Annotated in this window: 37 protein-coding genes and 1 pseudogene; 5 read left to right on the top strand and 33 right to left on the bottom strand. The window is 42.5% G+C overall.

Annotation, left to right across the window (positions count from 1 at the left end):
* Window positions 1-302: 302 nt before the first annotated feature.
* Window positions 303-1,120, top strand: a pseudogene (locus tag CVD19_RS19525) (ATP-dependent DNA ligase).
* Between the two features lie 107 nt (window positions 1,121-1,227).
* A complete protein-coding gene (locus CVD19_RS19530; RefSeq protein ID WP_101584711.1) occupies window positions 1,228-2,160 on the top strand; it encodes an AbiTii domain-containing protein in 933 nt (310 codons plus the stop codon).
* Between the two features lie 59 nt (window positions 2,161-2,219).
* Here CVD19_RS19530 and CVD19_RS25600 read toward each other — a convergent pair whose 3' ends face one another.
* The 33 genes from CVD19_RS25600 to CVD19_RS19670 form a co-directional block, all read right to left on the bottom strand.
* The gene (locus CVD19_RS25600) at window positions 2,220-2,354 is read right to left on the bottom strand and encodes a hypothetical protein (RefSeq protein ID WP_257985204.1); all 135 of its coding nucleotides are present in this window, start codon (window positions 2,352-2,354) and stop codon (window positions 2,220-2,222) included.
* Window positions 2,355-2,386: 32 nt separating this feature from the next.
* Window positions 2,387-2,848 (bottom strand): ArpU family phage packaging/lysis transcriptional regulator, encoded by a 462-nt coding sequence (locus tag CVD19_RS19535; protein WP_101584713.1) that lies wholly within the window; start codon window positions 2,846-2,848, stop codon window positions 2,387-2,389.
* Window positions 2,849-2,899: 51 nt separating this feature from the next.
* Window positions 2,900-3,118, bottom strand: a complete 219-nt coding sequence (locus CVD19_RS19540) for a hypothetical protein (protein ID WP_101584715.1) — start codon at window positions 3,116-3,118, stop codon at window positions 2,900-2,902.
* A gap of 33 nt (window positions 3,119-3,151) precedes the next feature.
* Window positions 3,152-3,649: a hypothetical protein gene (locus CVD19_RS19545; RefSeq protein ID WP_101584718.1), complete on the bottom strand. Its 498-nt coding sequence runs from the start codon at window positions 3,647-3,649 to the stop codon at window positions 3,152-3,154.
* Window positions 3,650-3,800: 151 nt separating this feature from the next.
* Window positions 3,801-4,361, bottom strand: coding sequence for a dUTP diphosphatase (locus tag CVD19_RS19550; protein WP_101584719.1), 561 nt, complete (start codon window positions 4,359-4,361; stop codon window positions 3,801-3,803).
* A 10-nt stretch (window positions 4,362-4,371) separates the two neighbouring features.
* A complete protein-coding gene (locus CVD19_RS19555) occupies window positions 4,372-4,578 on the bottom strand; it encodes a hypothetical protein (RefSeq protein ID WP_101584721.1) in 207 nt (68 codons plus the stop codon).
* Window positions 4,579-4,875, bottom strand: a complete 297-nt coding sequence (locus CVD19_RS19560) for a BC1872 family protein (protein ID WP_101584723.1) — start codon at window positions 4,873-4,875, stop codon at window positions 4,579-4,581.
* A 14-nt stretch (window positions 4,876-4,889) separates the two neighbouring features.
* Window positions 4,890-5,171: a hypothetical protein gene (locus CVD19_RS19565; RefSeq protein ID WP_101584725.1), complete on the bottom strand. Its 282-nt coding sequence runs from the start codon at window positions 5,169-5,171 to the stop codon at window positions 4,890-4,892.
* Entirely contained in the window at window positions 5,171-5,383 is a 213-nt protein-coding gene (locus CVD19_RS19570) for a hypothetical protein (protein WP_101584727.1), read from the bottom strand. Before CVD19_RS19570 ends, CVD19_RS19565 begins: the two co-directional genes overlap by 1 nt.
* Window positions 5,380-5,931 (bottom strand): hypothetical protein, encoded by a 552-nt coding sequence (locus CVD19_RS19575; protein ID WP_101584729.1) that lies wholly within the window; start codon window positions 5,929-5,931, stop codon window positions 5,380-5,382. The genes CVD19_RS19570 and CVD19_RS19575 overlap by 4 nt, the downstream gene beginning before the upstream one ends.
* Complete coding sequence (locus tag CVD19_RS24955; RefSeq protein ID WP_180953709.1) at window positions 5,897-6,046, bottom strand: hypothetical protein; 150 nt, start codon at window positions 6,044-6,046, stop codon at window positions 5,897-5,899. Before CVD19_RS24955 ends, CVD19_RS19575 begins: the two co-directional genes overlap by 35 nt.
* Window positions 6,047-6,059: 13 nt before the next feature.
* On the bottom strand, window positions 6,060-6,371 hold the full coding sequence (locus tag CVD19_RS19580; RefSeq protein ID WP_101584732.1) for an IDEAL domain-containing protein: 312 nt from the start codon (window positions 6,369-6,371) through the stop codon (window positions 6,060-6,062).
* Window positions 6,372-6,570: 199 nt separating this feature from the next.
* Window positions 6,571-7,500, bottom strand: coding sequence for a DUF3102 domain-containing protein (locus CVD19_RS19585; protein ID WP_101584735.1), 930 nt, complete (start codon window positions 7,498-7,500; stop codon window positions 6,571-6,573).
* Window positions 7,497-9,095 carry a PcfJ domain-containing protein gene (locus tag CVD19_RS19590; RefSeq protein WP_101584738.1) on the bottom strand — a complete coding sequence of 533 codons (1,599 nt, stop codon included), beginning with the start codon at window positions 9,093-9,095 and terminating at the stop codon, window positions 7,497-7,499. Before CVD19_RS19590 ends, CVD19_RS19585 begins: the two co-directional genes overlap by 4 nt.
* Window positions 9,096-9,104: 9 nt before the next feature.
* Window positions 9,105-9,473 carry a hypothetical protein gene (locus CVD19_RS19595; RefSeq protein ID WP_101584740.1) on the bottom strand — a complete coding sequence of 123 codons (369 nt, stop codon included), beginning with the start codon at window positions 9,471-9,473 and terminating at the stop codon, window positions 9,105-9,107.
* Between the two features lie 4 nt (window positions 9,474-9,477).
* The gene (locus CVD19_RS19600) at window positions 9,478-10,278 is read right to left on the bottom strand and encodes a helix-turn-helix domain-containing protein (RefSeq protein WP_101584742.1); all 801 of its coding nucleotides are present in this window, start codon (window positions 10,276-10,278) and stop codon (window positions 9,478-9,480) included.
* A gap of 17 nt (window positions 10,279-10,295) precedes the next feature.
* Entirely contained in the window at window positions 10,296-10,445 is a 150-nt protein-coding gene (locus tag CVD19_RS24960) for a hypothetical protein (protein ID WP_180953710.1), read from the bottom strand.
* A gap of 4 nt (window positions 10,446-10,449) precedes the next feature.
* Window positions 10,450-11,688: a replicative DNA helicase gene (locus tag CVD19_RS19605; protein WP_257985206.1), complete on the bottom strand. Its 1,239-nt coding sequence runs from the start codon at window positions 11,686-11,688 to the stop codon at window positions 10,450-10,452.
* A 31-nt stretch (window positions 11,689-11,719) separates the two neighbouring features.
* The gene (locus tag CVD19_RS19610) at window positions 11,720-12,562 is read right to left on the bottom strand and encodes a Lin1244/Lin1753 domain-containing protein (RefSeq protein WP_257985205.1); all 843 of its coding nucleotides are present in this window, start codon (window positions 12,560-12,562) and stop codon (window positions 11,720-11,722) included.
* Window positions 12,563-12,567: 5 nt separating this feature from the next.
* Window positions 12,568-12,864, bottom strand: coding sequence for a hypothetical protein (locus tag CVD19_RS19615; RefSeq protein WP_101584747.1), 297 nt, complete (start codon window positions 12,862-12,864; stop codon window positions 12,568-12,570).
* 2 nt (window positions 12,865-12,866) lie between these two features.
* The gene (locus CVD19_RS19620; protein ID WP_101584749.1) at window positions 12,867-13,610 is read right to left on the bottom strand and encodes an MBL fold metallo-hydrolase; all 744 of its coding nucleotides are present in this window, start codon (window positions 13,608-13,610) and stop codon (window positions 12,867-12,869) included.
* A 3-nt stretch (window positions 13,611-13,613) separates the two neighbouring features.
* Complete coding sequence (locus tag CVD19_RS19625; protein ID WP_101584752.1) at window positions 13,614-14,531, bottom strand: RecT family recombinase; 918 nt, start codon at window positions 14,529-14,531, stop codon at window positions 13,614-13,616.
* Window positions 14,531-14,767 carry a hypothetical protein gene (locus CVD19_RS19630; RefSeq protein ID WP_101584755.1) on the bottom strand — a complete coding sequence of 79 codons (237 nt, stop codon included), beginning with the start codon at window positions 14,765-14,767 and terminating at the stop codon, window positions 14,531-14,533. Before CVD19_RS19630 ends, CVD19_RS19625 begins: the two co-directional genes overlap by 1 nt.
* Window positions 14,768-14,769: 2 nt before the next feature.
* Window positions 14,770-15,036 carry a hypothetical protein gene (locus CVD19_RS19635; RefSeq protein ID WP_101584759.1) on the bottom strand — a complete coding sequence of 89 codons (267 nt, stop codon included), beginning with the start codon at window positions 15,034-15,036 and terminating at the stop codon, window positions 14,770-14,772.
* Window positions 15,037-15,052: 16 nt separating this feature from the next.
* Window positions 15,053-15,265, bottom strand: a complete 213-nt coding sequence (locus tag CVD19_RS19640; protein ID WP_101584761.1) for a YqaI family protein — start codon at window positions 15,263-15,265, stop codon at window positions 15,053-15,055.
* A gap of 183 nt (window positions 15,266-15,448) precedes the next feature.
* On the bottom strand, window positions 15,449-15,601 hold the full coding sequence (locus tag CVD19_RS24970) for a DUF6906 family protein (protein WP_180953711.1): 153 nt from the start codon (window positions 15,599-15,601) through the stop codon (window positions 15,449-15,451).
* 4 nt (window positions 15,602-15,605) lie between these two features.
* A complete protein-coding gene (locus CVD19_RS19645; protein ID WP_101584764.1) occupies window positions 15,606-16,136 on the bottom strand; it encodes a hypothetical protein in 531 nt (176 codons plus the stop codon).
* Window positions 16,133-17,653, bottom strand: a complete 1,521-nt coding sequence (locus CVD19_RS19650) for an AAA family ATPase (RefSeq protein ID WP_101584766.1) — start codon at window positions 17,651-17,653, stop codon at window positions 16,133-16,135. Before CVD19_RS19650 ends, CVD19_RS19645 begins: the two co-directional genes overlap by 4 nt.
* A 12-nt stretch (window positions 17,654-17,665) precedes the next feature.
* Window positions 17,666-17,947, bottom strand: coding sequence for a hypothetical protein (locus tag CVD19_RS19655; protein ID WP_101584768.1), 282 nt, complete (start codon window positions 17,945-17,947; stop codon window positions 17,666-17,668).
* Window positions 17,948-17,951: 4 nt separating this feature from the next.
* The gene (locus tag CVD19_RS19660) at window positions 17,952-18,221 is read right to left on the bottom strand and encodes an AbrB/MazE/SpoVT family DNA-binding domain-containing protein (protein ID WP_180953712.1); all 270 of its coding nucleotides are present in this window, start codon (window positions 18,219-18,221) and stop codon (window positions 17,952-17,954) included.
* Window positions 18,222-18,408: 187 nt separating this feature from the next.
* Window positions 18,409-18,678, bottom strand: a complete 270-nt coding sequence (locus CVD19_RS19665; RefSeq protein ID WP_101584771.1) for a hypothetical protein — start codon at window positions 18,676-18,678, stop codon at window positions 18,409-18,411.
* Window positions 18,653-18,802, bottom strand: a complete 150-nt coding sequence (locus tag CVD19_RS24975; RefSeq protein ID WP_180953713.1) for a hypothetical protein — start codon at window positions 18,800-18,802, stop codon at window positions 18,653-18,655. Before CVD19_RS24975 ends, CVD19_RS19665 begins: the two co-directional genes overlap by 26 nt.
* Before the next feature lie 14 nt (window positions 18,803-18,816).
* Window positions 18,817-19,050 (bottom strand): helix-turn-helix transcriptional regulator, encoded by a 234-nt coding sequence (locus CVD19_RS19670; protein WP_101584773.1) that lies wholly within the window; start codon window positions 19,048-19,050, stop codon window positions 18,817-18,819.
* 174 nt (window positions 19,051-19,224) lie between these two features.
* On the opposite strand from CVD19_RS19670, the gene CVD19_RS19675 reads away from it, so the two are divergent.
* The 3 genes from CVD19_RS19675 (at window position 19,225) to CVD19_RS19685 (ending at window position 22,177) form a co-directional block, all read left to right on the top strand.
* The gene (locus CVD19_RS19675) at window positions 19,225-20,211 is read left to right on the top strand and encodes a helix-turn-helix domain-containing protein (protein WP_180953714.1); all 987 of its coding nucleotides are present in this window, start codon (window positions 19,225-19,227) and stop codon (window positions 20,209-20,211) included.
* 145 nt (window positions 20,212-20,356) lie between these two features.
* Window positions 20,357-20,581, top strand: coding sequence for a helix-turn-helix transcriptional regulator (locus CVD19_RS19680; RefSeq protein WP_101584779.1), 225 nt, complete (start codon window positions 20,357-20,359; stop codon window positions 20,579-20,581).
* A 153-nt stretch (window positions 20,582-20,734) separates the two neighbouring features.
* Window positions 20,735-22,177, top strand: coding sequence for a recombinase family protein (locus tag CVD19_RS19685; protein WP_101584781.1), 1,443 nt, complete (start codon window positions 20,735-20,737; stop codon window positions 22,175-22,177).
* Window positions 22,178-22,222 lie beyond the last annotated feature (45 nt).

A 22,222-nucleotide genomic window follows, 5' to 3' on the forward strand; every position in this document is an offset into this window, starting at 1 on the left:
ATCAATTCCCGATGATATAAATTTAACAGGTAATTATTCAAAAATCATAAATAAAAGTTATGTTATTTTTAGTTTTTCATTCGTTTATTTTATCATCTGCTTTCTACTAATTTTAAGCACTCATTGTAAACGGGAACATGAATCAACACCGACAATAACTCATAACGGATGAGGTAGCCACTTTCAAAATGTTTAAAATGTACACGTCTTTAGAGCCACTTAAACAGTGCTTTTTTTCTTCCAGTACTTCACAAACAACTAATTCCCAGTTTTCTGTTAAAATTATTTTGAGGTGAATATTGTTGTTTGTATCTCCTATGCTATTGCATAAATCTGATCATCCATTCGACGATGATGATTTTATTACTGAACTGAAACTTGATGGGATCCGTTTAATCCTTTCCAAGTTTGATAATAAGATAAAACTCTACACCAGGCACAATAACGACGTAACAACCAAGTTCCCAGAACTGCTTAATATTGATATTCCAGACGGCACGGTGCTCGATGGTGAGATTATCGTTACCGATCCGGAAGGCAAGCCAGACTTCGAGGCCATGATGAACAGGTTCCAATCAAGCAAATCGGTACATAAAATCCAGTTTTGTGTGTTCGATATCATTTACTATAAGGGTAAGACAGTAACTTTGCCTCTTCTGGATAGAAAGCAGCTACTTGAATCAGTTGTGACTCCTACCAGCGAGATCGTTCTTGTCCAGTGGCTACAGGGTAACGGCGTAGCCTATTTTGACCTAGTAAAGCAGAATGACCTCGAGGGGATTGTGTTGAAGCGAGCTGCATCCAAATACCAGGTCAACAAACGCTCACAGGACTGGCTGAAGGTCATCAATTACAAGTACGCTGATGCTTTCATTACCGGCCTGCGAAAAGCCTGTTATTGGGCGTTGAGGAGAATGACCGTGTCAAGCCGGCAGGTATTATGGAGTTTATGGTCCCGGATGCTCGGAAACAATTTTACAGACAGTACCGGGACTTCATCCTTGAGGAAGACAAGAAATTTGTTTACCTGGACCCTAAAATAAAATGCCGGGTGAAATTTAGGAATTATACGAAGGATGGGAAGTTAAGGATTCCTTCCTTTGTTAAATATATCTCATGAAGTCTAGCATTTTGGTAGACTTTTTTTTATTGCTTGAAAAATATTGTACAATGGTTATAACTTATAAAACCGATTAACATGCGAATAATTAAAGGGGTGATGGCGTTATGGAGGAAAAAAGTAGGGCGCAACATATTTACGAATTATCAAAAGAATTGTTGGATGATATTGAATTAAGTAGAACATCAGCAGATAGCTTACTTTTAAAAACAACTAGATTAGCTAGGTATGTAGGCTCTGATGAGGTAAAGAAATGGCTTCAATTTGAATTAAGTGGCTACAACAATTCAAATCCAGTTTCGTTAAGGTATATGAGTAAAACAGGGAGATGGACAAATTTTAAGGAAAAGAAAGGCTACTGGGGACCCTTAGCACAGATACAGTCTATGATAGATGCCCAGAAATTAAAATTACAATCAATGTCTATACCTAATACAAGTGGTCAGTGGGCCCATGTTGCCACTAATAATACGATTAGCAGTATGAATACAGCTTCAAATGTCATTTCAACACTTAGTGGCATAACGACTCGTGTATTAGCACTCATACATCAATTTGTTTCTGATGTGTATTATGAAAAAACATTCGATAAATTATCCGAAAGTGTCTTTGAATCATATAAAAATGGTACTGATTTACTGATAGCTAAATATAGCAGTGATGTTATCCAACAAATACCTTCTGTAATGGATAGGTTATCCGAGGGAGATCCCGAAGCGACTAGCCAAGCATTAACAACATGTCGCAGGATCATCGATTCTTTTGCAAACGCAATTTTTCCACCCTCCGATGAGATGTTTGAAATTGACGGGAACCAGATATCCCTAAAAGCAGATAAAACATTAAATAGAATTAATGCATACATTCATCAGAATTGCCAAAGTGGATCTAGAAGAAAGAGATTTAGACAAAACCTCGGAAATTTGTATGATAGGGTGTCTACAGGTGTTCATTCTGAAGTAGATGTGAATGAGGCACGAGCTTTATTTCTAAATACATATCTGATCATTGGAGAGATATTAAATTTAACAAAAAATTAAAGTAAAACAACAAAAAGAGCCCTTATTTTTGGGCTCTTTCCATTTCTCTCTGTTTTCGTTTATGGGAATTGACGCGTCTCAGCAACCGTTTTGTGCAGCTGCGCCAATTCCTCTTCTGTAGGCTTTCGGTTAGGGACAACAAGCTTTATCCTTCCATGCTTTCCAGGTATCTCAACAATGCGGCTGTCTTCCACCTGCCTCCCCTCCATGTGTCCATTATATGTGCTCATGTCTTGTCCAATTCTGCTGTTTTTGTCACAGCGATGTTTAAGTTAAGCGCAAGGCGGTAAAACGCTCTCCACCGTATTTTTCCGTAATACGTATGGCTGATCGGCGGCTGGAATTTATGACAGTAGACGGCGAAATCCGTTAAGTATTCTGCATCTTGGCACATGTATCTTTCCTCTATCAGAAACTGCTCCATCTTCGGCAGCCTGGATACAGCCCGTTCTATGCGTTCGCAGTAGCTTTTCCTTTGCTGCTGAATGTCGGTGTTGAATATTGCGATATCCCCAGTCTGGTCGCTGGTCTGATTGGTGGGCCCGTGGTAACGGACTTCGGTGCTGGCCGTAATAGATGCTTCTCTTTCCTCAAACGTAAGATATTTAAAAAGCCGGTATCTTTCCAAGGCTGATTCCACAGCCTCCTGTGTTGCCTTTCTGTCCAGTTCCGGAAGCTCAAAACTCATTCTCTATAACCCCCTATAGGGTCCCCGGGATGGGCCCGGGGAATTTACTAGTTATTCGTGCTCTGTCGTTTGATTGGTTTTAGATTCAACAACCTCAAGTCTCATTATTGCCATCTTGTTTATTGAAACTCTGGTACCTTCACTTTCAAAACTAAGAAACATAGAATCTGTGTTATTAAAAGATTCCTCAAGCTTTTTTGCTTCTGACGTTTCGATATTATTTAAATTTATTTCTTGACCATTCATCATGATTAGCACAATATTAATCAAACCAATCGCTCCATTCTGTTCGAGTAGTTGCCCCTATTCCAACTCATCATCTTCGTCCAAGAAAGGATCCTCGTCATCTTCATCTTCCGGATGATCCTCGAATGGAAGATTTTCTCCCTCAACATCATCCAGGGACATCTGATCCGGGCTGACTGAAGCGGTGCCGTCTTTATCGACCTTGTACTCAACACCCGTATGTGGATCATTGAATTCTTCGATGCTCATTTGAGATTCGACAATGTGGAGAGTGACGTCCGAGCCTGCCATCTTATAAAACTTGAAGGATTGCTCTGCAGACGTGTCGCCTTTTACGATAAATTCAAGAACGGTCTTTTTGCTGTCCTTGGTTGTTTTATTAAACTCGCAAGTTAGCTTTTGATCCACACCTTCAATTTGCAGCTCGACTACTTCCCGGGTGAGCTGGCTGATCTCCGGCTTTTTCTCGTCATCACCTTTCACATAGAATTGGATCAGCTCTTTCTTGCTATCCTTTGTCTGTTTGTTGAAATGTGCTTTAACAGTTAATTGCATGATTTCTTCTCTCCCTGTAATAGTTCAATTTGTTTTTTGCATCGATCTAGTTCACTTTTTAATCTCCAGTTCTCCTGTAACAGAATGAATACATCACGTTGAAGCAGTTCGACTTGAGGAGTTTCATTAGCTGGTACCTTTGTGATATCCATCAGTAGCCACTCTCCAGTCTATGATGATTAATAGCGTTTTTGGCCATGTACGCCTGCTCGATCTGCTCCCAAGTAAACCCAAGCATTTCGCCTAAATTCAAATAAGCCCCAAATAATTGTCCATAATAATCATCGTGTCTCATCATAGCAGCATGGTAGAAAATAAGTGTGAACGTATCTGTTATGTTTTCTTCCTTTTGCACTAACTTTTCTTGTGTTATATCTTTTATCAATACTTCTAAATCCCAGTAGAATTCATCAGAAAGGACAATCCCCAAATCTATCACACAATGCAATCCGTCCACATATTCTTCAAGGAGAGGGTTTGTTTCTATAGGAGCACATTGACCATGTGGGTCCTTATCAATTAACCTTGTCCTCGGCTTCTGATCCTTACTCCAAAACTTAAACCCTCGCCATTCGTTGGCGCATTCCCCGACCTCAACCAGCAACGCCAGCACCCTTTTATTAAACCGATCCTCACCTGGCTCGGGAGGGTGCTCCTTTTCAATGTGCTCCATAAGGTCTCTTTGCATATTAAATAGTTTTGCTAAGTCCACGCTATCCCTCCTAAAACCATTTGTTGTCCGGACTATCAACATCCCTGTCACGAAAATCTGCCATGACCAGTTCCTGCCTTAAGCTGTAGTAATCCATATCGTGAATGCTCGTCCCGTGTTTATCATGAGTTATGCCTTTTTCCAGAAGCTTTGAAATGAACATTTGCTTAGTCATCTCTTTCGAGACATGTTTTAGTCTGGAGCCGATGATTGCCACTCAGGTAACCTCCACGCCTACGATAGCTAAGGCGGCTTTGCAAATGGCGAGAGGGGCAGTTTTTTCATGTACAGTTCTATATGGATTTAACCCCTGATGCCTATCGGACTGAACCCAAATATCAACATGGCAAGCATCTAACTCAGGGCAAACATTGAAGAATAGTCCCATGTCTTTCATCTTCTCCACCACTAACCAGGCATCTTTAATTTCCGTTGAAGGAAAAAACGGTTGCCATACATCGTCCCACCCCATAACCTTTTCAGCAACCAACCGATCTATTTCCTTGTTCTCCATCCCTTTCCCCTCCACTATTTAGTTGTCCGTAAGCCTTCCAGAAATTCAATCCGTTTATTGGCTATTTCAAGCTTCTGCAGCAACTCGACATTTTCTTGCAAGGTTTTGTTGAGCAACGAGCGGCGCTGGCTGAATTTAAGTTCAAGGTTTTGACTTCTGAACATAAGATTGTCTTTCTGCAACTGTTCAACCTTGCTCACAAGGCCCTTGACTGACTCAATCATTCGCTCGGTCCTCATGTGTTCACCCAGGATGCTGCATACCCGGTCAAGCAATTCTTTGTTTTCTATATTCATCACTCGGGCCTCCTTTGCAACTTGGCTTTCCAGCAGGTGCTGAAAGTATTTTGAACAAATATCTTGCGATTGTAGCTGTCCCGATCAAAAATCTTTCCGTCCCGGGAAAACTCAGTGAGGGGAAAAGTGACGACAAATCCCCTCTTCTCCAAGTCCTTGATTGCCTGTTCTGCTTCATGTTTGTGCTGCCGGTGGATGATGACCGGCTTCATGACTTTTGTTCCATGACCCGTTTGATCACCTCAGCCTGGTACTTTGGCAAGAATCTAACTGTAGTTGCATGCATCCATATTTCACGGGCAATCCGAGCCAGTATGTAGGCATCAACGATGTTGTCGCTCGAATGGGCGAATTTAAAATGCTCAAGTACAGCGATCTTTACGGCTTTTTTCTTTTCGGGGCCCTTAAGTCTTCTTTTGTTGCCGACTTCTCCAGTAAATCCGGTGACATTTACAAATTTTTTCACTGCATTTGGAGCCACTTCATGGTATGGCAATTTCCTCTTAAACAATTCATTCCGGATGCCGTGATGCAGTCCCCCGGCAAACATGGCCCTCTCGGTGTCAAAGGGAAAACCCTCGATGCAGATAATGTCTCCTGGCTTAACATGGGCAATAATGTCCTGGATGAGAGTAACCATCCTGCGCGGATCCTCGTCACCTACACCAGTGAGTTCTTTTTGTCTTAGCACCTGACCGTTTTGATCGAGTGCCACAAAGCCTGTCTTACTTGACGGGTCTATCCCTACAAACCTTGTCATTCTCCATTTTCCTCCTCTGCAGTTCCCTGGCTGCTTCATATCTGTCTTTCATCCTCGTTCCTTCATCCTTGGCAATTTGATAGAGTTGCTGTTTGGTAGCTTTTGAAATGTCCATGCGCACTCCCCACTCAAAAATTCTTTAACGGCAGCCGAGACGTTAATTCCATGAACCAGACCTTGTCATTTGTCGCGAGGGCCAAGTCAATCAGGGAAGAAATATCATGTTCATGCAAATCAATCGGGTAAGGTAATACGGCACCGATTCCTAACCATGCGCCGGTATGTCCTGTGACACATCTGCCCTCCGGGGTTTTGGTGATTTTCACAAGGCATGTCCCGTCGTCTGGATCAATCTTTTTGATTAAACCAATGCATCCTTTGTGATAACGGCTCTCTACAACTTTGACCCAATCGTATTCTTTAAGGACCTCAGATTGCATTACTGCTCACTCTCCCCGTATTTTCGTTTACCAACGATTACGTTTGTGCCTGTCGACTAATTCGATATATTTAAGTAACACATAGATGCCGATAGTGCCCAATGAGACACCGACTATTAATTCCACTATCAACAACTCCCCCAGTTAAAAAGTTCATTAAATAGTCGAAAAAACTGATAGTTTGATTGTTTTATCAAAATTAGAGTTTTTCGGACATTTTGTTGATTAATCCCCGGACTGCATTTTTGTATTTTTCCTGGTTAGTTGGATTCTGAATTTCTGATAGGGAACCGAGTAGATCACCAAAATTCTTTACCAGCTGTTCGAAACAGACCGAAAACTTGATGACAGCCTTATCTTTCTGCTGGCCAACCTTTTTACGCAACTCTTCAAGTTCGGCCTCCACTGCTTCTGGAATTCTTTCAACAATTTCTGGAACGTCAATCGGTTTCTCCTTCAACTGACGCTCCAGTTCCTTAATCTTGTTGTGAGAGTCAAAAAGCTCGTTTTCCGTTTTATCAAGATTTTTCTGAAGACGATCAATCTTTTCTTGGTTGCCGGCGGCCTTGGCTGTCTCGAGCTCTGATTTAAGACGATCAACAATTATAGTGTGATCCTTAGTCTGCGATTCTAAGTTGGTGTATTCTTTGGCCAGTTTTTCTCGGGCTGCTTTCTCCTCTTTTGCTTTTTTCTCGCTTGCCTTAAGTTTTTTTTCAAGCTCTTGTTTTTCTTTGATGGCCTGTTTTAATTCTCGGGTGGACATATTTTCAACGTCATTCTCTTTTATAAAATCTTCTCGTTCTTCTTCAGGTACACCCAGGAGGACAACGGCCTGCGTATAGCTCAATTTCCCAAGCGCTTGGGATTTTGCTTGGCTGCCAAACAGAGACAGCTGGCTATCACCATACTCTTCAAAAATCTTCATCAGATTGTTAGCCGTGCTTTGAGAATAATCAACCGATTCTTCCAGCCACTTGCCCCATTCACCGTGAGGAACCATCTCTTTTGCCTCGACCAATCGGCGCCCGATTTCGATGCTGTTGAATAGGAACATCTTGCGAGTCTGTTCTTTTATGCTATTAATCTCGGTAGCAATCAGCACAGGGGTTCTTTCTATCAAATCATTCATACGGCAACCTCCTGTCGGTTAATGGTTTTTGATGCCGGTTTCTTTTTCTTGAGCTTCTCAGCTGTGAAGGCATCGACAAATGCCCGGACTTCTGCTGTCATATCTTTATTTCTAAGCCCGCGGCATTGCGTAACAATATTGTCTTTCACATACAGTTCCAGGGTGTAAAAAGAAGTTTTTGGTTGGTCGGCCCGGCGGATAAACATAATCACGATTTCTCCTTTTGCATAGCGATCTGCATACCTTCCAACACAATGGTCAAGAGCTTTTCCTTCATCAAACATTTCAATACTTGAAATAGCAGGCCGGATAAACAGCCCCTCGAATTCGAAACAGTATTTTTGCAGGCGAGGCTGCTGATTGGCTATCTTCTGATTAATCACTTCATCCTTTTTGACTTTGACGGCCCGAGTGGTTTTGCTGTGGGCCTTGTTCAAGTCATTCGGAAGCAGGACCGTTTCCGAAGCTAAATCCATCCCAAGTTCCTTGCACTCTTCCAAATAGTCTTTCCAGGTTCCGATCGTTCCTGTTATGGAAGAATTTCGTTTTGGATCTTTCCTCATTTGGCTATTTACATACCGCACAATCCGGTCAAGCGGCAAGAAATTCTGAATATATTCAAGTTTTTCAAAATAGTAGGTGCCATTTAGTAAATGGTCGCATTTGTCCGCTGTTTCCCATGATATCGGAACACCCTGTTTTCGGAACCATTTGTAGGTATGCAGAACAACAGGCTCCATCTCGACTCCGGACTTCTTCCATTCCTTAATTTCCTTCTTTGAAAGACCGAGGATTCTCTCCATGTTCTTGCCTCGAAGATTGATCGAGCGATAAAGGTTTTTGCCTTCAACCATAGCCCTTACCAACTCAGCCATCCCCATTTTCCACAGATATTCAATGAAAGGGTACTTAGAAAATGTGGTGAAGAAGTAAATCAAATCCAAGTTTTTTTCAGAGAACATCCCCCAATCTGCATAAGAAAAAGGTGTTCCTTGTACGGCTTTTTGTATGCTTGCTATTGACTGGGAGCTGTTCCTCGTGTAAGAGTTCTTCCCGATCATCGACCAGGCTTGTTTGGCGAAGCTCCACCCCTCGTCGTACCGTATGACCCTGGTATTAAATGCCCCAGTGAAGTGGTGGTTCCGGTACATCATGAGCGGCTTTCCGATTTCAAAGACATATCGCACAACAGGAGTGTAATAAGCAACGCCTTTCATGTCCGCCCGGTAATCGAATGAGACGTTATAACCGGTGGCAGTTATTGCATCAGGTTTGCATTGCGACTTTTCATACCAGATGACATAACCTGTATCAAGCATCTTCCCTCGTGGCCGCCCGGCGTGCTTAACAAAAACAAGCGACTTGCATTTTTCACATTGCCAGTTATCATTGTGTTTCAGTGTTTGTTTAGACGTGATCACATAATCCTTTCGGCAATGCGTGCAATAACCTCTCTGAATGGTCGATGCCAACCTGCGAACAAACAAATATCGGCTGTGGAGAAGGTTATCGTCACGAACAAACGCTTTAAAATCCTCATTGATTTCATTGGAGAAATGCGCTTTGAAATCTTCATAACTTTTAATCTGCGCCATACTAACACCTCACAAAAAGTCATCCAGTGATACGTCAAAATCGGTTGCCGGGCTTGCAGCTGGCTTAGGCTCAATAATTACCGTTGCTGTTGCGCCCATCACGACAGGCTTACCATCAATTCCGAAATATTTCAGTACGATAGCGAAACCTTCGGCATCGGTGAGGACGGCCACATTGCCGACTTTTTTCTTCTGTGCAGCTGTCCGCATCGCTTCCAGGCTTTTTGCGATGGTTTTGTCCGCTACCAGGATCTTCTCGGCATGGTCCGGATTCTGTTCCAAGTGCTGTAGTAGAAATTGGCCAACGACCTGGATATAAGGATTGTTGGCATTGCCAGATATTTCATTTTTGATTTTTTCGATTGCTTGTGTTTGCATTCTCTCAACCTCCTAAACTTACATCCTGCTGTAACTTCAAAAATGCCAGCTGGCGAATCGGGCCAATCTCTTGCTGCAACGTTTTATATTGTTCCAACAAGTTCTCATACAGGTGGTTTCTTTCATTCAAAGCTTCAGACAGCCTGTTCACTTGGTTGTTTAACGTAAGGATTTCCTTTGCAGCATTTTCTTTGGCTGCTGAAACCTCGTCGAAAAGTTCCTGGCAGGACTGCAATTCTTCTCGCACAGCCACAAGTTCCTTTTCAAGGCTTTCGTAGTCAGCCTGGTCCACAGGCTGTAATTCGGCTCTTTCAGCACGCTGCTGCCAGTAAGATACTTTGTTGTTAAGCTCCTCGATGGTCTTGTCCTTTTGTTGGCATTCATCCTGAGCGGCTTTAAGCTTACCCTTAAACCCTTCTACTAGCTGTTCTAATTGCGCTGGCTTTTCCGGCGGTACAGCTTCTTTCTCCCTCAGGAGCTCCTTATTTTCTTTCGGTGCCTGCACATCTTTATTTTTTCCCTGGAGTATATCCATCTTCCATGCCTTAATCCGTTTGTATAGAGTGGCCGGGCTCATTTTCATTTCCTTTGCAATTTCTTCATTGCTTTTGCCTTCAGCTTTCAACCGTAGGAAATCGTCATAGGTAAACAATTTAATCCCTCCATGTTCTCCGTTTCGATATTTTTGTAATTCCTCCGGCGACAGATAAGAGACTTTTACGCTGTTATCCCACTTTTCAACATTGCCACCTGTCCCGAACCGTGGCGGTCCTGAATGGCGTGGGTGAATTTTAGATGGTGCCATGATCTACACCTCACGGACTAATCATTTATCACTTGGCCAGAGTGTGAGTATTCAAGCAACGTGGCTTCACAATCTTGATAAGGACAAATTTCAACTTCCTGATCCGATTCCACGACTACTGCCCGGCCACATCCTTCGCATGAGTAAACATCTACTTGCAAATTCAACTGGTTAGCCTCCTTTATTTTTCGGCAATTCCTGAAAATGCTGCTTCCAATTCATAAACAGCAGATTAAACTCATTCACTCCGATATCACGGCCCTTGGCGAAAGTTTGTTTAATTATCTTCCCCTGGGATGTCGTCTCGCCTTCGCTCCAAAGAAACTCAACCACATCGGCATCCTGTTCAATGGAACTGGACTCTTTTAAATCAGACAGCTGCGGCCTACCCCGTTTTTCTGAATCCCGAGTCATCTGGGAAAGCATCATAAAGCAGCAGTTCAGCTCCATCGCAATTTGTTTTGCCTGCCCTGTAACCCGTCCAATAGCCAATGCTCTGGTATCCCCTTTAGTTTGCGGAATGTTCATTATTTGCAGGTAATCCACTACTATCATCGCAATGTTGCCGTGCTTCCTTTTGAACTGTTTGGCAGTGGCTCTTATCTCATCAATAGTGATTCCTGAACTGTCCTGCATGTAAATAGGCAAGTACTCATACTGTTTATAGGCCGTATTCACAAGGGACCATTCTTTTTCGTTTAAGTTCTTGGTCTTGATTTTTTGAAAAGCAATCCCAGTTTCGGAAGAGATCATTCGGTCTTTCAGGGAATTCCTTTTCATTTCCTGGCTCCAGACCAGGACAACCCCCTCATGTTGTTTAGCGACACCTCGTATCCTTTGTAGGGCCAATGCTGTTTTACCGACTGAGGGGCGGCCTGCTGATATAAAGAGCCAGCCTCTCCATAAACCATGGGCCCATTTGTCAAATTCCTCAAAACCAGTTTTGATAAATTCTGCAGGTGTTTTAAGGTGTTCAAAATACTCCTTTTTGGTCTCAGTGAAATTGAGCATTTTCGAATTGTCTTGGGGCCTCATTTCTTCCACAAGGGACTCGATATAAGAGAAGTATTCCTCGTCGCTTTCGTAGTCGTCGCGGTTCATACCGGCAATAATGTCGCCCATGTTTCTAGTCCTGCGCCCAATTGCCTTAGACCTAACCATCCTGGCATAGTATCCAGCATTGGCAGCTGTCGGACAGGCTTCTACAAGTTTCATCAGGTACGAAACGCCACCAATGTTTTCAATGCGGCCGAATTTCATGAACGCGTCTGTCACTGTAACAGGGTCTATGGGTTCGCCTTTCTTATCTAGGTGCCTCATAACCTTGTAAATTTGTTGATGACGAGGTATGGAAAAATCACGTTCCTCAAGAAAGTTGATATCATCAAGTACGTTAGGCTCCAAAAACACGGCACCCAGGACAGACATTTCTGCAGCTAAATCATTTTCCCCAATCAAATGTTTCAGGATCTTTCCCCTCCTGTATCCAACGCTGGAAATCTATTTCTTTATCTCTCGGGTCAGAAGGTTTTTGTTTATTAACCTTGGACTTTTGGTTCACATAGTTTTCAAAATTCTTTTGAGCAAATAAAGTGGATGGCCTCAAATACTCATTCATTGCTGGGTCTTCAAGCCATTGCTCGCACTTCACATCAATCACATGTTTAAAGTGATGTAGGGTTCGTCCTTCGCTGATGCGACCGTTAATCAGCTTGCGGTTTGCCTCAGATTTATGAGAGAAATTCTTACCTGCTTTTTGGTTTAGGTATCCGATGATCTCCTCATAAACCGGTATATCTTTATTTCTTTTACTTTCTTTTCTTTTTATTTCTTTTGTTGTATTTTTGTCCTCATCATCTGGGTTATTGTCATCATTAACCGAGTTGTTCCTGTCATTATCGATTTTCACTAAATAATGCTCTGGAGGGATAACGATGTCCTTCCTCCTTGATACAGCCAGCAGGTATCTCTTCTGGAACCCTTCAGATGTGAGGATGCCGTATTTTTCAAACAATGTCTTATCAAAGAAATCCCACTTGATACACTCCTGGACAACATCGTTCACAAACTCCATTTCCTGATTCACTTTCATTGAAAAGATGTATTGCTCTTTCTCCGTCCAGTGGCAGCAGTACCCTTTCTTGTATATCTCCATCATTAAACGAATGAGGATGCCAAACCCTGCCATGCCGTACTTTGCAACAACGACCACCACTTTTTCGTCTTGATCGATGTCTGTATCTAGTGGGAAATACTCCAATCCTTGCTTGGTTGGTCTTGCCATACACCTCACCCGTTCTGTTGTGCTTTCCCCGTCCTGTGATATTCAGTGGTCAATAAGAGAGTGTTGCTTAATGCAGTTACAAAGAAATCAAGCTTATCCAGTTCTTTAATTTTGTTTGCCAACTGGCCTTGAAGTGCCCGTGCTAACTCCTGGGCACGTTCCTTTTCTTCACGTTCCTTGTTAAGCCTCGCAAGATAATATTTTTCAGTGGCTTTCCATTGACTTTCGGTATATATTTTTTCTTCCTGCTGTTCATCAACTGCATCAGCGGAAGAGAACACTTTAATCAATTGAATTTGCATATTCAAACCACCTCAATTCGATAATGTTTATCTGCCTTAAAACCCTTCCGGGCCAATGCCCTCATAACCGTCATCCGGGCCAGCGCAGGCATGTTATTTTTGCTTGATAAGTGGGTAAGATATATCTGCTCTCTCGTGCCGGTAACAAGCTGAGAAAGGGCCTGTGCGGTCTGCTCATTGCTAAGGTGTCCGATGTGGGACAGGACCCGTGCTTTTACGCTGGGCGGATAATCGGATGCCTCTACCATTGCCGGCTCATGGTTGCTTTCTATGATGTAAACGGTTGAGTATTCCATGGCCGTAAGCATATCTGGATCCACTTGGCCGGTGTCCAGGCAGACAGAGCATTTATTGCCCTGGTAATCGCTGATCACGTATCCTACCGGGTCGTATGCATCGTGGTGAGTTTTAAAGGACTCAATGTAAAACTCTGTCAAGTTGATGCCGGTTCCCGACTTAAATGGTCTTTGCAACTCATTGTCCACACAGTTGATTGAGCGCCATTCCCCTTCCCCGGCAAAGACCGGGATTTTGTACTTATTAGCCAACGGCACACCTTTAATATGATCAGCATGTGCATGTGTCACTAGGATGGCTGCTATGGAGTCAGGACGGATCCCGACCTCCAGCAGCCTTTTTTCTATTTTGGTCTTGGCCACGCCTGCATCTACTAGAATGGTAGATTCTCCAGACCGGAGGGCTATACAGTTACCTCCGGAACCAGATGCTAAGATATCGACTTTCATGGCTTACTCCAAGGAGTCATCATCGTCTGAATGGGCTTCCTGCAATTCGATGTGCATGTCCAGCAATTCATTCAATCCGATAACATCGGCAAGTGCAGGTTTGTCACCGATATTAGGAGCGTTTTTAGCGATGTACTCTTGCATCGCCTTCTTTGTTGTAACACCAAGCTTTTTAAACTTAGCTTTCATTTCAGCTTTTGCAGCTTCAAGTTTTTCTGCTTCTGGATCCACTGGATCAGGCTGTGGCTGGTCAATCACTTCCTGGTTAGGTGTAATGTCTTTACGCTCCCGAGGGTTATATTCAGGAACGCCATCGGCACCTTTACCTTCAGAAACTTCCTCATCGTCAAAGTTCAGGTCAAAGGCTGCTTTTAGGGCTCTTCGGACCATGTGCTTTTTGAACATGTCATTGAAGTAATTCGTCCACATTGTTTTTTGCATCCCGATTTGAGAGCGTTTAAAGTGTTCAACCTCATCGACTTCCATTGTTACCGTAAAAGGCTTTAACCCTTTCTTATAAGCAAATGCATATCCACCAATTACTTTTCCTCTTGGGAACCCGAATGAATGTTCATCAATCACCATGTAGTAACGACCATCTTCATCTTTTTCCTGATGCATTTTGAACTGATCATTTTCGTGAACCAGCTGCACGTCATATCCAAGGTAACCATCTGTTTCTTTGGCTTTTCGGACATAAAAGTCAACGCCGAATTGAATGGTTAATTGGTTTTGTCGAACTGTTGGGTAAATTTCATTTAAGATTGGATTGGCGCCAGCACTTTTTGAGATAGCCATAAATAATTTGAACTGGGACTCATTGCAATCCTTGCCGATGGTTTCTCGAATTGTTACAACATCCTGCTGAGTTAGTTCACCGAAGGCTAAACCTTGGTAAACAGCGAGTTGATTATTAGCCATTAATTATTCCCCCTAGGTTTTTCAAGCATTTTTAAATCTACAAGCTGATCGATGGCATTTTTTAAGTCCAGCGCTTCAGTGATTGAAAGCCGTACATGCGGCATGTCTCCACCACCGAATGGGAAGACCATATCAATTTGGGATGAGTCGCGTTCGAACATCCTCAACAAAATGCAATCATTCGCTTGTTTTTCCGGAAAAATTTTGTTGTTAATTAGAATTACTTTGATTGGCAACTTTACCCCTCCTTCGTCCCGTACAGGGAATCTACCAAACATTTAAGCTGGCAATATAGGTCTGAGCCCTTCTGCCAAACATGGTCTCCCTTGTATATGGGATTTTCACAGTTTGAGTTGGTGCAGATGGATATAGGTTTTTCATCTTCAGCGCAGCTGCGGCACCAATATTCCCCCAGCGATTCACCTGTTACATAATCATTGTTTTCAAATTCTTTGCGGGTAATTTGTTTATCACACATGACGCAATTTATTTGGAAGTCAGCCATGTAAGCAACTCTCCTTTCAGCCAACCGTCTGAAATGTAAACCCACAAACTTCCGACAGATACCGTTCCATATTGCTTTTTAAGATAATCTCCTGCCCGTCGATCACAACATCATCGCCGACAAGGATCTCATCACCAAAGTAATCGATGCCAAAGTGTTCCGGCTGGGCGACCATATTGGCAAAGTCAGTGCGGTTTGCTCTGGTGACTGCTGGATGTTCAAGGTCCATACGATTACCTCCGTTTCCTGCGCCGTGATTTCCGACCACCATTTTTGTACTTGTGCCAGGTCGGCCTTAAAAATGTTTTGTGATACCAGGTGTTGTATTCAGGATTGGGCGCGAATGTGCGGTAGTCGAATCCATTACCTTTAAAAAGCTGTAGCAATTCGTTGATCAAAGTTCATTCCCTCCCTAAACAGGTATTTTTCTGGTGGTGCCGGTGTATCTGTGGACAAGGTGATATTGTCCGTCGGTAACTTTGTAAACAAGCCAGTTCTCGAAATTCAGGCCAACAGCTTTCATCGCTATCTTCTGGCGTTTGGTTGGGCGGCGTCCGTGTTTCATTAACTCAACCCTTAACCTTTTTAAGTAATTCTTCGACCCCGATTTCTTTTAGTAGCTTTTCGCCAATGCTGTCTTTGAGGCTGTCGGTGATAAATTTCTTCATTTCTTGGTTAACCTTGGTTACGATTTGGTTGGACATTTCCTTTGTTTGCTTTTCAATCTGGTTCTTCACAAAGTACTCGACCCGAGTGTAATTTGCTGAATAGGAAGAAGCTTCGCCTCTGTCATTGACCTTTTCCGTTAACCAGTTGTCACATTGATTTTTAATCAATGACTTAATGCTCACGTCCTTTTTGGTGACGTCTCCCCAGCGGTCAGTTAGGGTTACCGTTCCACTTAGAAATTCATTGTAAGTAGCATCGACTAATTCACTTACTCTTTCCTGGACCTGATTTTCGGCATCGCGTTTTACAGATGAAATCACGTCATCGGAAATTCTCTTAACCACACCTGAAATTATTTGTCGCTTAATTGCCTCGTCGATGGACTCATCTTCTTCAAGCCAATCGATATCTACAGTCACATTGAGTTTCATTCCGCAGCTTCCCCCTCAATCTTCAATTCCTGCCCGGCAACCACCCGGGAAATGATTAACTGACCGTTTGGCTCTTTGAAAGATGTAATACTTTCGCTATTATCAATAAAGGTTGGCACGATCAATTCACTCTGTTGGGAAAGGACGTCCCGTAATTCTAAACCGGCCCTTATAGATTCGGAGAGTGAAAGCTTGCTGTATGGTTTGCCATCCATTTCGATTTCAAAGTCCGGCTTAATCTCGCCATCCCCTTTGTTTTGTTTAAACAGACGGACCGACAATGTGGTAAACAGGGCTTGTACTTTTTCTGCCTGCAGTTCGGCTTCCTTGGCACGATATGCCTTAATGCAATCCAGAATGAAGATGGATGAGTTTAAATCCTGCAGTATGGCTGCCTCATCTGCCTCGGCTGTTTTAACTGCTGTTTCAAGTTTTTTGTATTGGTCGTAAGTATGAATAGCCTGGCGCAACGGCTGGCCAGAGGAGTGAATCTCCCGGATTTTTTCTCTTATATCAGATACTTCGATGTAATCCAGTTCGGCAAGCCTAGCCTGGAGTTCCTTACGCTTGGTGACCAGTTCATTGTGACTGGCCTTATATTGCTCGATTCGTTTTTCTTTATCAGCTGTCACAGCTTCAACAGCGTCATCATCCAGCGGCCTTTTGCAGGTACGGCAAGTATCTTCGATTTCCTCATTTTTAAGAGCCGGCCATCGTTCTTTAGACATTTCAATCTGATTTTGGAGATTGCGGATCTGCGACTGAACAGAATTAAAATCTTGATTTTTCTCAAATGCTGAATCCAATTGCTTTTCAAGGTCACGGACCTGCATATCGATGTGGGTCAATTCAGCTTTTACAGATTCGATGTCAATCTGTTGCTCGGATAACTGCTCTAGTTGCTCTTGCAAGGTCTTCGTGCGGCTCTGAGCGGCAATATATTTTTTTTCTTTGGTGTTTTTGTTCTCTTTATGGATCTTCTCCAGGTCATCAAGCGAGTGTTTCTTAAGGTACTTTTCAAGTGTCTCGCCCTGCGCTTCAGGAAGGCTGTTTAAGACCTCTTTTCTCGCCGGGGCAGTCACGTATTGCAGCAGCATCGCACGCTGTTTTTCCCAGTGGAGAGTGAAGAAATAGGACGGATTATACAGCGACAGGAACGTGTCCTTATCAAAGAGTGACTTAACAAGTTCTTCAAATTCTTTTGCCTTGGAAGGGACCTCGTTTATGTAATACTGAGCCTTCCCTTTCTTAAGCCCCCTGCCAAGCAAAAGCTGCTTTGCATCCACGGATAACAAAAGTTGTACTATCGTTTCATCTGCTGCATAAGTTATAGGTGTAGGGTCGAGCTTGCCCCCAAGCGAGTCGGTACCGTACAATATCCATGAGATGGATTCCAGAATGCTGGATTTCCCTTTCGCGTTGTCGCCGGTGATCTTTGTTACCTCGCCAAAGTTAACTGAAAGATCCCGGTGGCTTTTATAGTTTTGTAGATTTAAAGAAATGAATTTTATTAGCACGAACAACCCTCCTTATAATTCAGCAAGTTCTTGTTCCAAATGTCGTATTTCTGCAAGTGTGACATTTACAAATGCGTTATTAATTGCAGCAACAACTTCTGTGGTATAGTTATTTTCAGCCAGCTCATTGTATTTCATTTCAAGCCGAATGGTTTTGTGCCGCGTATATAGATCCATAACTCCTCGAGCGCGTTTCACCTGTTCCACTTGATCCAAAAGCCTTTCAATCCTGTTTACAATTCCCCTGGCTTTTGTCGCACGTTCCTCCATATATTCCAACGTTTTGCGATCCACTTTCTCATCCCCTTTCCTTAATAAACCCAATGGCTTTACTAACGATTTGGAACACTGCCGGATTATCAGTTGTCTGATGAAGATGCTGCAACTGCTCAAGGACCTCTTTCTTTTCCTCGTCCTTGCCGTAAGGTTTAATGTACAGGCCACCCTCGTCATCTGCGAACATCTCCATTGGCTGATTAGGAGCCCAGCCATTCGCCCTTCTAATTTCAATAGGAACAACCACCCGACCCAGGTCATCCATCCTTCTTACAATTCCTAATGCTTTCACTTGCCTCTCCTCCACCTTTTTTATTCCATAACACCTAAGCGCCATGAGACATAAGTCAGGATCCCTATGAGTAAGAAGAATCCTATTCCAAACACCGCAACTCCCGTATGTATCACCTCCTTAAAATATTCCAAAAACTGTTCCTCAAATTTCGCCATGTGGCTAAAAGAGAGAGCCTTGGTAGGCTTTAGTGCTTTGAATGCCTTATCTTCCTCAATGATTTAACTGTTGTTGACAACCTTTTAAATTCGGAACTGATGCGGTCGCTTTCATTTCGTAGGAACAAGCCTAACTCAGAATCCAGTTTTCCAAATGGTAATGCGCAGTATTGATTAACCAGATACGTCTGAATAGCTAGTAGTTTATCCTGTTTGCTGGTTAGTTCTTCATAAGCACCGTCCAAATCCAACTCTTCAAATGACCAGGGCATTTCAATCGTTTGATGAATGATTTCCATGACTTCCCTCCTTACTATCATTCTCCTTATCTGCCAATCTCTTAGCTGCAAGGATCCGCGGCACCGATGTCTTTAGAAAAAAGGTGAGGATTTTTTTCTTTGTCTCCTCAGATGGTTGGTTCATGTCTCCAGCTCCCTTTATTTTTGATAACTTTTGCAAGCGTCATCGATAAAAAAAATATCATCAAATTCACTTTCCAACGCATCGGTTATTTTTTTTGCCACCTTACCACTGGGAAATCGTTCGCCGTTGAGAATCAAATTAAAGTAAGATGGCGATATCTCAATTGTCTCTGCCAGAGACCTTTGCGAAAAACCTTTGACTAAAAGTAGCTTTTTAAATTCCTCAGGATTTTTTAAGTTTATTTTCACTCTTTCATCACCTCCTTGATTTACCTCCCTTGCTTGATTTTGTTATCTTTGTAGTTATCTTACCAGCCTATGATAACTATTGCAAGCAAAAAATAAATAAAAAATAAAAAAAAGATAACATTAGTTAACAAATAGGTTTCTTTTTTAGGTATAATGAAGCATGAGGTGAATGGAATGTCCTTGGAAATTGAGTTTGGAAAATATATTAAAAGCTTAAGAAAAGAACAAAACCTTACAATTAGGCAACTAGAGGATAAATCCGGAGTGTCGAATGCATACCTATCGCAAATAGAAAATGGTAAGCGCGGCCTCCCATCACCAGACATCATCAAGAAGATACATGAACCATTAGGTGTTGGATATGATGAGCTTATGGAAAAGGCAGGATACATCTCTCCTGATCTTCGAGCGGAACTTATTCCAGAGACAATTAAAACGATGGAATCTGTCGAAGCTCTTAATGAGTTGATATCCAATGCTGCAGAAATATTCATTAGTTCCGTCACCTCTGATAATGGATTACTAAAATCCGATTACAAAAACTTTATCGTTCAAGAGGCAAAAACGAACTATCCTGAATGCAACGACGGAGAACTAAACGAATTGCTGAAAAATCCGGCTGTTCTAAGTAAGTGGTTCGACTACCTAACCCTTGATGAGAAGATCAGCTTCCTTAATATGTTGATCAAGGATTTCGTTGACCGGGATTTGGATCCGTCAGAAATATTCCAGAACTATTCAGCAGCCAACTCCAACAAAGTGCCGGTCATGACTGTTCCTGTACTCGGAAGCATTGCAGCTGGCCAACCCATTTTAGCAGAAGAACACATCGAAGAATGGACTGAAATCCCTAACATGTGGAATCTGAAATTTGGTGAAGCAATAGTGCTGAAAGTCAAAGGCGATTCAATGATCGGCAGCAGGATTTATGATGGCGACAAAGTGGTTGTTAAATTGCAGCAAGAGGTAGAAAACGGGGAAATTGCAGTTGTAAATGTAAACGGTAATGAAGCCACGCTAAAAAGAGTTAAGAAAACAGAAAATGGCCAGGTGATCCTTTATCCGGATAATCCACGCTATGAACCAACTTTCGTATCCCATGAAAATGCGCGGATTATCGGAAAAGTGATTCAAGTAATGTTTGAGCCAACAAAACTTTAATTCGCTATTTTTGGTTTTTTTGACTGAGGTGCATTATGTTTTTTTGATGCCTTTAATAATAGTTGCAGAATAGCTTTGGCTGTTTCTGGCTTTAATTTTTTCATGGTTGCATCCCCTTATCTTTATTATAAAGGCGGTTGACAGAGTGGCTTACCAAATCGGAAAGTGCCTACTTTCTGAAAGGTTGCGCCAAGCTGGTATGACCCAAGCACAATTAGCGGAACGACTTGGGGTTACACGACAACAAGTGTCAAAGTGGGTCAGAGGTCAACAACGGATGACGTTGGAATCTGCTAAAAACGTTTCTGTCATTCTGGATTGTTACATCGAGGATCTATTTGAATGGATACCAGCTGCAACTAGAAAGTAGCGCAAGGCGGAATAGGTTTTATACCTTTTCCACGATATGGTGTCAGCCGTTCGGTTTACAAAAGTTTAATTACTAAAGATTGTACAATATTTATTAAAATAACTGTCGAACTTTCGTTCTTATTATTTCGACAAAATCCAACAGGAGGAGAATATGAGAGCAGCCATATACATTCGTGTATCAACGGAAGAGCAAGCTAAAGAAGGGTATTCCATATCAGCCCAAAAGCAAAAGCTAAAGGCTTATTGCCTTGCCCAGGATTGGACCGTTGCCGGCTTTTATGTCGATGAGGGACTGTCGGCCAAGGACATGAATCGTCCAGAACTCCAGCGAGTGCTTAATGATATCAAAGACAGTAAGATTGATTGCGTTCTGGTTTATCGATTGGACAGGTTGACCCGTTCCGTCCTGGATCTCTATAAAATGCTTCAAACTTTTGAAAAGTATGGATGCAAATTCAAATCTGCGACAGAGGTATTCGAAACGACCACTGCCCTTGGAAGGATGTTCATCACAATTGTTGCTGCTATGGCCCAGTGGGAAAGAGAAAATACAGCTGAACGTGTACGATTTGGGATGACCGAGAAAGCCCGGCAAGGCAAATGGGCTATTTCCCTTCCTCCTTTCGGGTATGACCGTGATGGAGATAACCTGAAAATAAATGAAAAGGAAGCTTCGATTGTAAAAGAAATCTTCAACAGTTACTTAAAAGGCGTAGGAATGAACAAACTCGCTCTCAATTTAAATATGAGAGGAAGATTGACGAAAAAAGGAGCACCTTGGCAAACAAGTACCATTAAATATGTGCTTTCAAACCCAGTCTATATAGGCACCATGCGATGGAATTACAGGGTGAACACCGACCAGTATTTTGAGGTTGAAAATGCTGTACCTGCCATCATACAACCTGAAATATTCGAACAAGTAAACAAAATCATAGAAACACGGAGCACGAACCATCCAAGGGCTGCTACCAGCGAATTCATCTTCAGTGGCGTCGCCAGGTGCGCCCGGTGCGGATCTCCACTTGCCGGCACATATGGCTATTCAAAACGTGGTGATAAAATCCATCGTCCTCGTTCCTACTATTGCACATTGCAAAGGAAAGGATCCTGCGATATGCCAAATGTCTCTGAGCGATTCATAGAGACACATTTCCTGGATGTCATAAGTAAATGGGACCTGAAGCAGGTTGAATTCAAACCTGTACCGGTAGAAGATAACTCTCTGCAAGAACGGGAGACACTGGAAAAGGAATTGTCGGCAATAGCAAAACGCCGCAAGAAATGGCAATATCTTTGGGCTGAAGAAGAGATGTCGCTTGAGGATTACAGAGAACGCATGAATGAGGAAACGGAAAAAGAAAAACTGCTCAGAGAGCAGCTTAATGACTTTCCATCTGTTGAACAGCACCAAACTAATGAAACAGAATTGATGTCCATACTATATAATGCACGATTGAACTGGGAACACTTTACTGCAATCGAAAAGAAGAACTTTCTTGCGATGGTGGTCAAAAATCTTAAGATTGAAAAAGATGCAAATAGGCCTGGCAAATTGGACAGCGTGACCATAACAGAGCTGGAGTTTTATTGATTCCTTTGGCATATCTATGCATTGTTCTATAATGTTGACAAGATG

This window comes from Bacillus sp. T33-2, from assembly GCF_002860205.1.
In the GTDB taxonomy this organism is placed as follows: Bacteria; Bacillota; Bacilli; order Bacillales; family Cytobacillaceae; genus T33-2.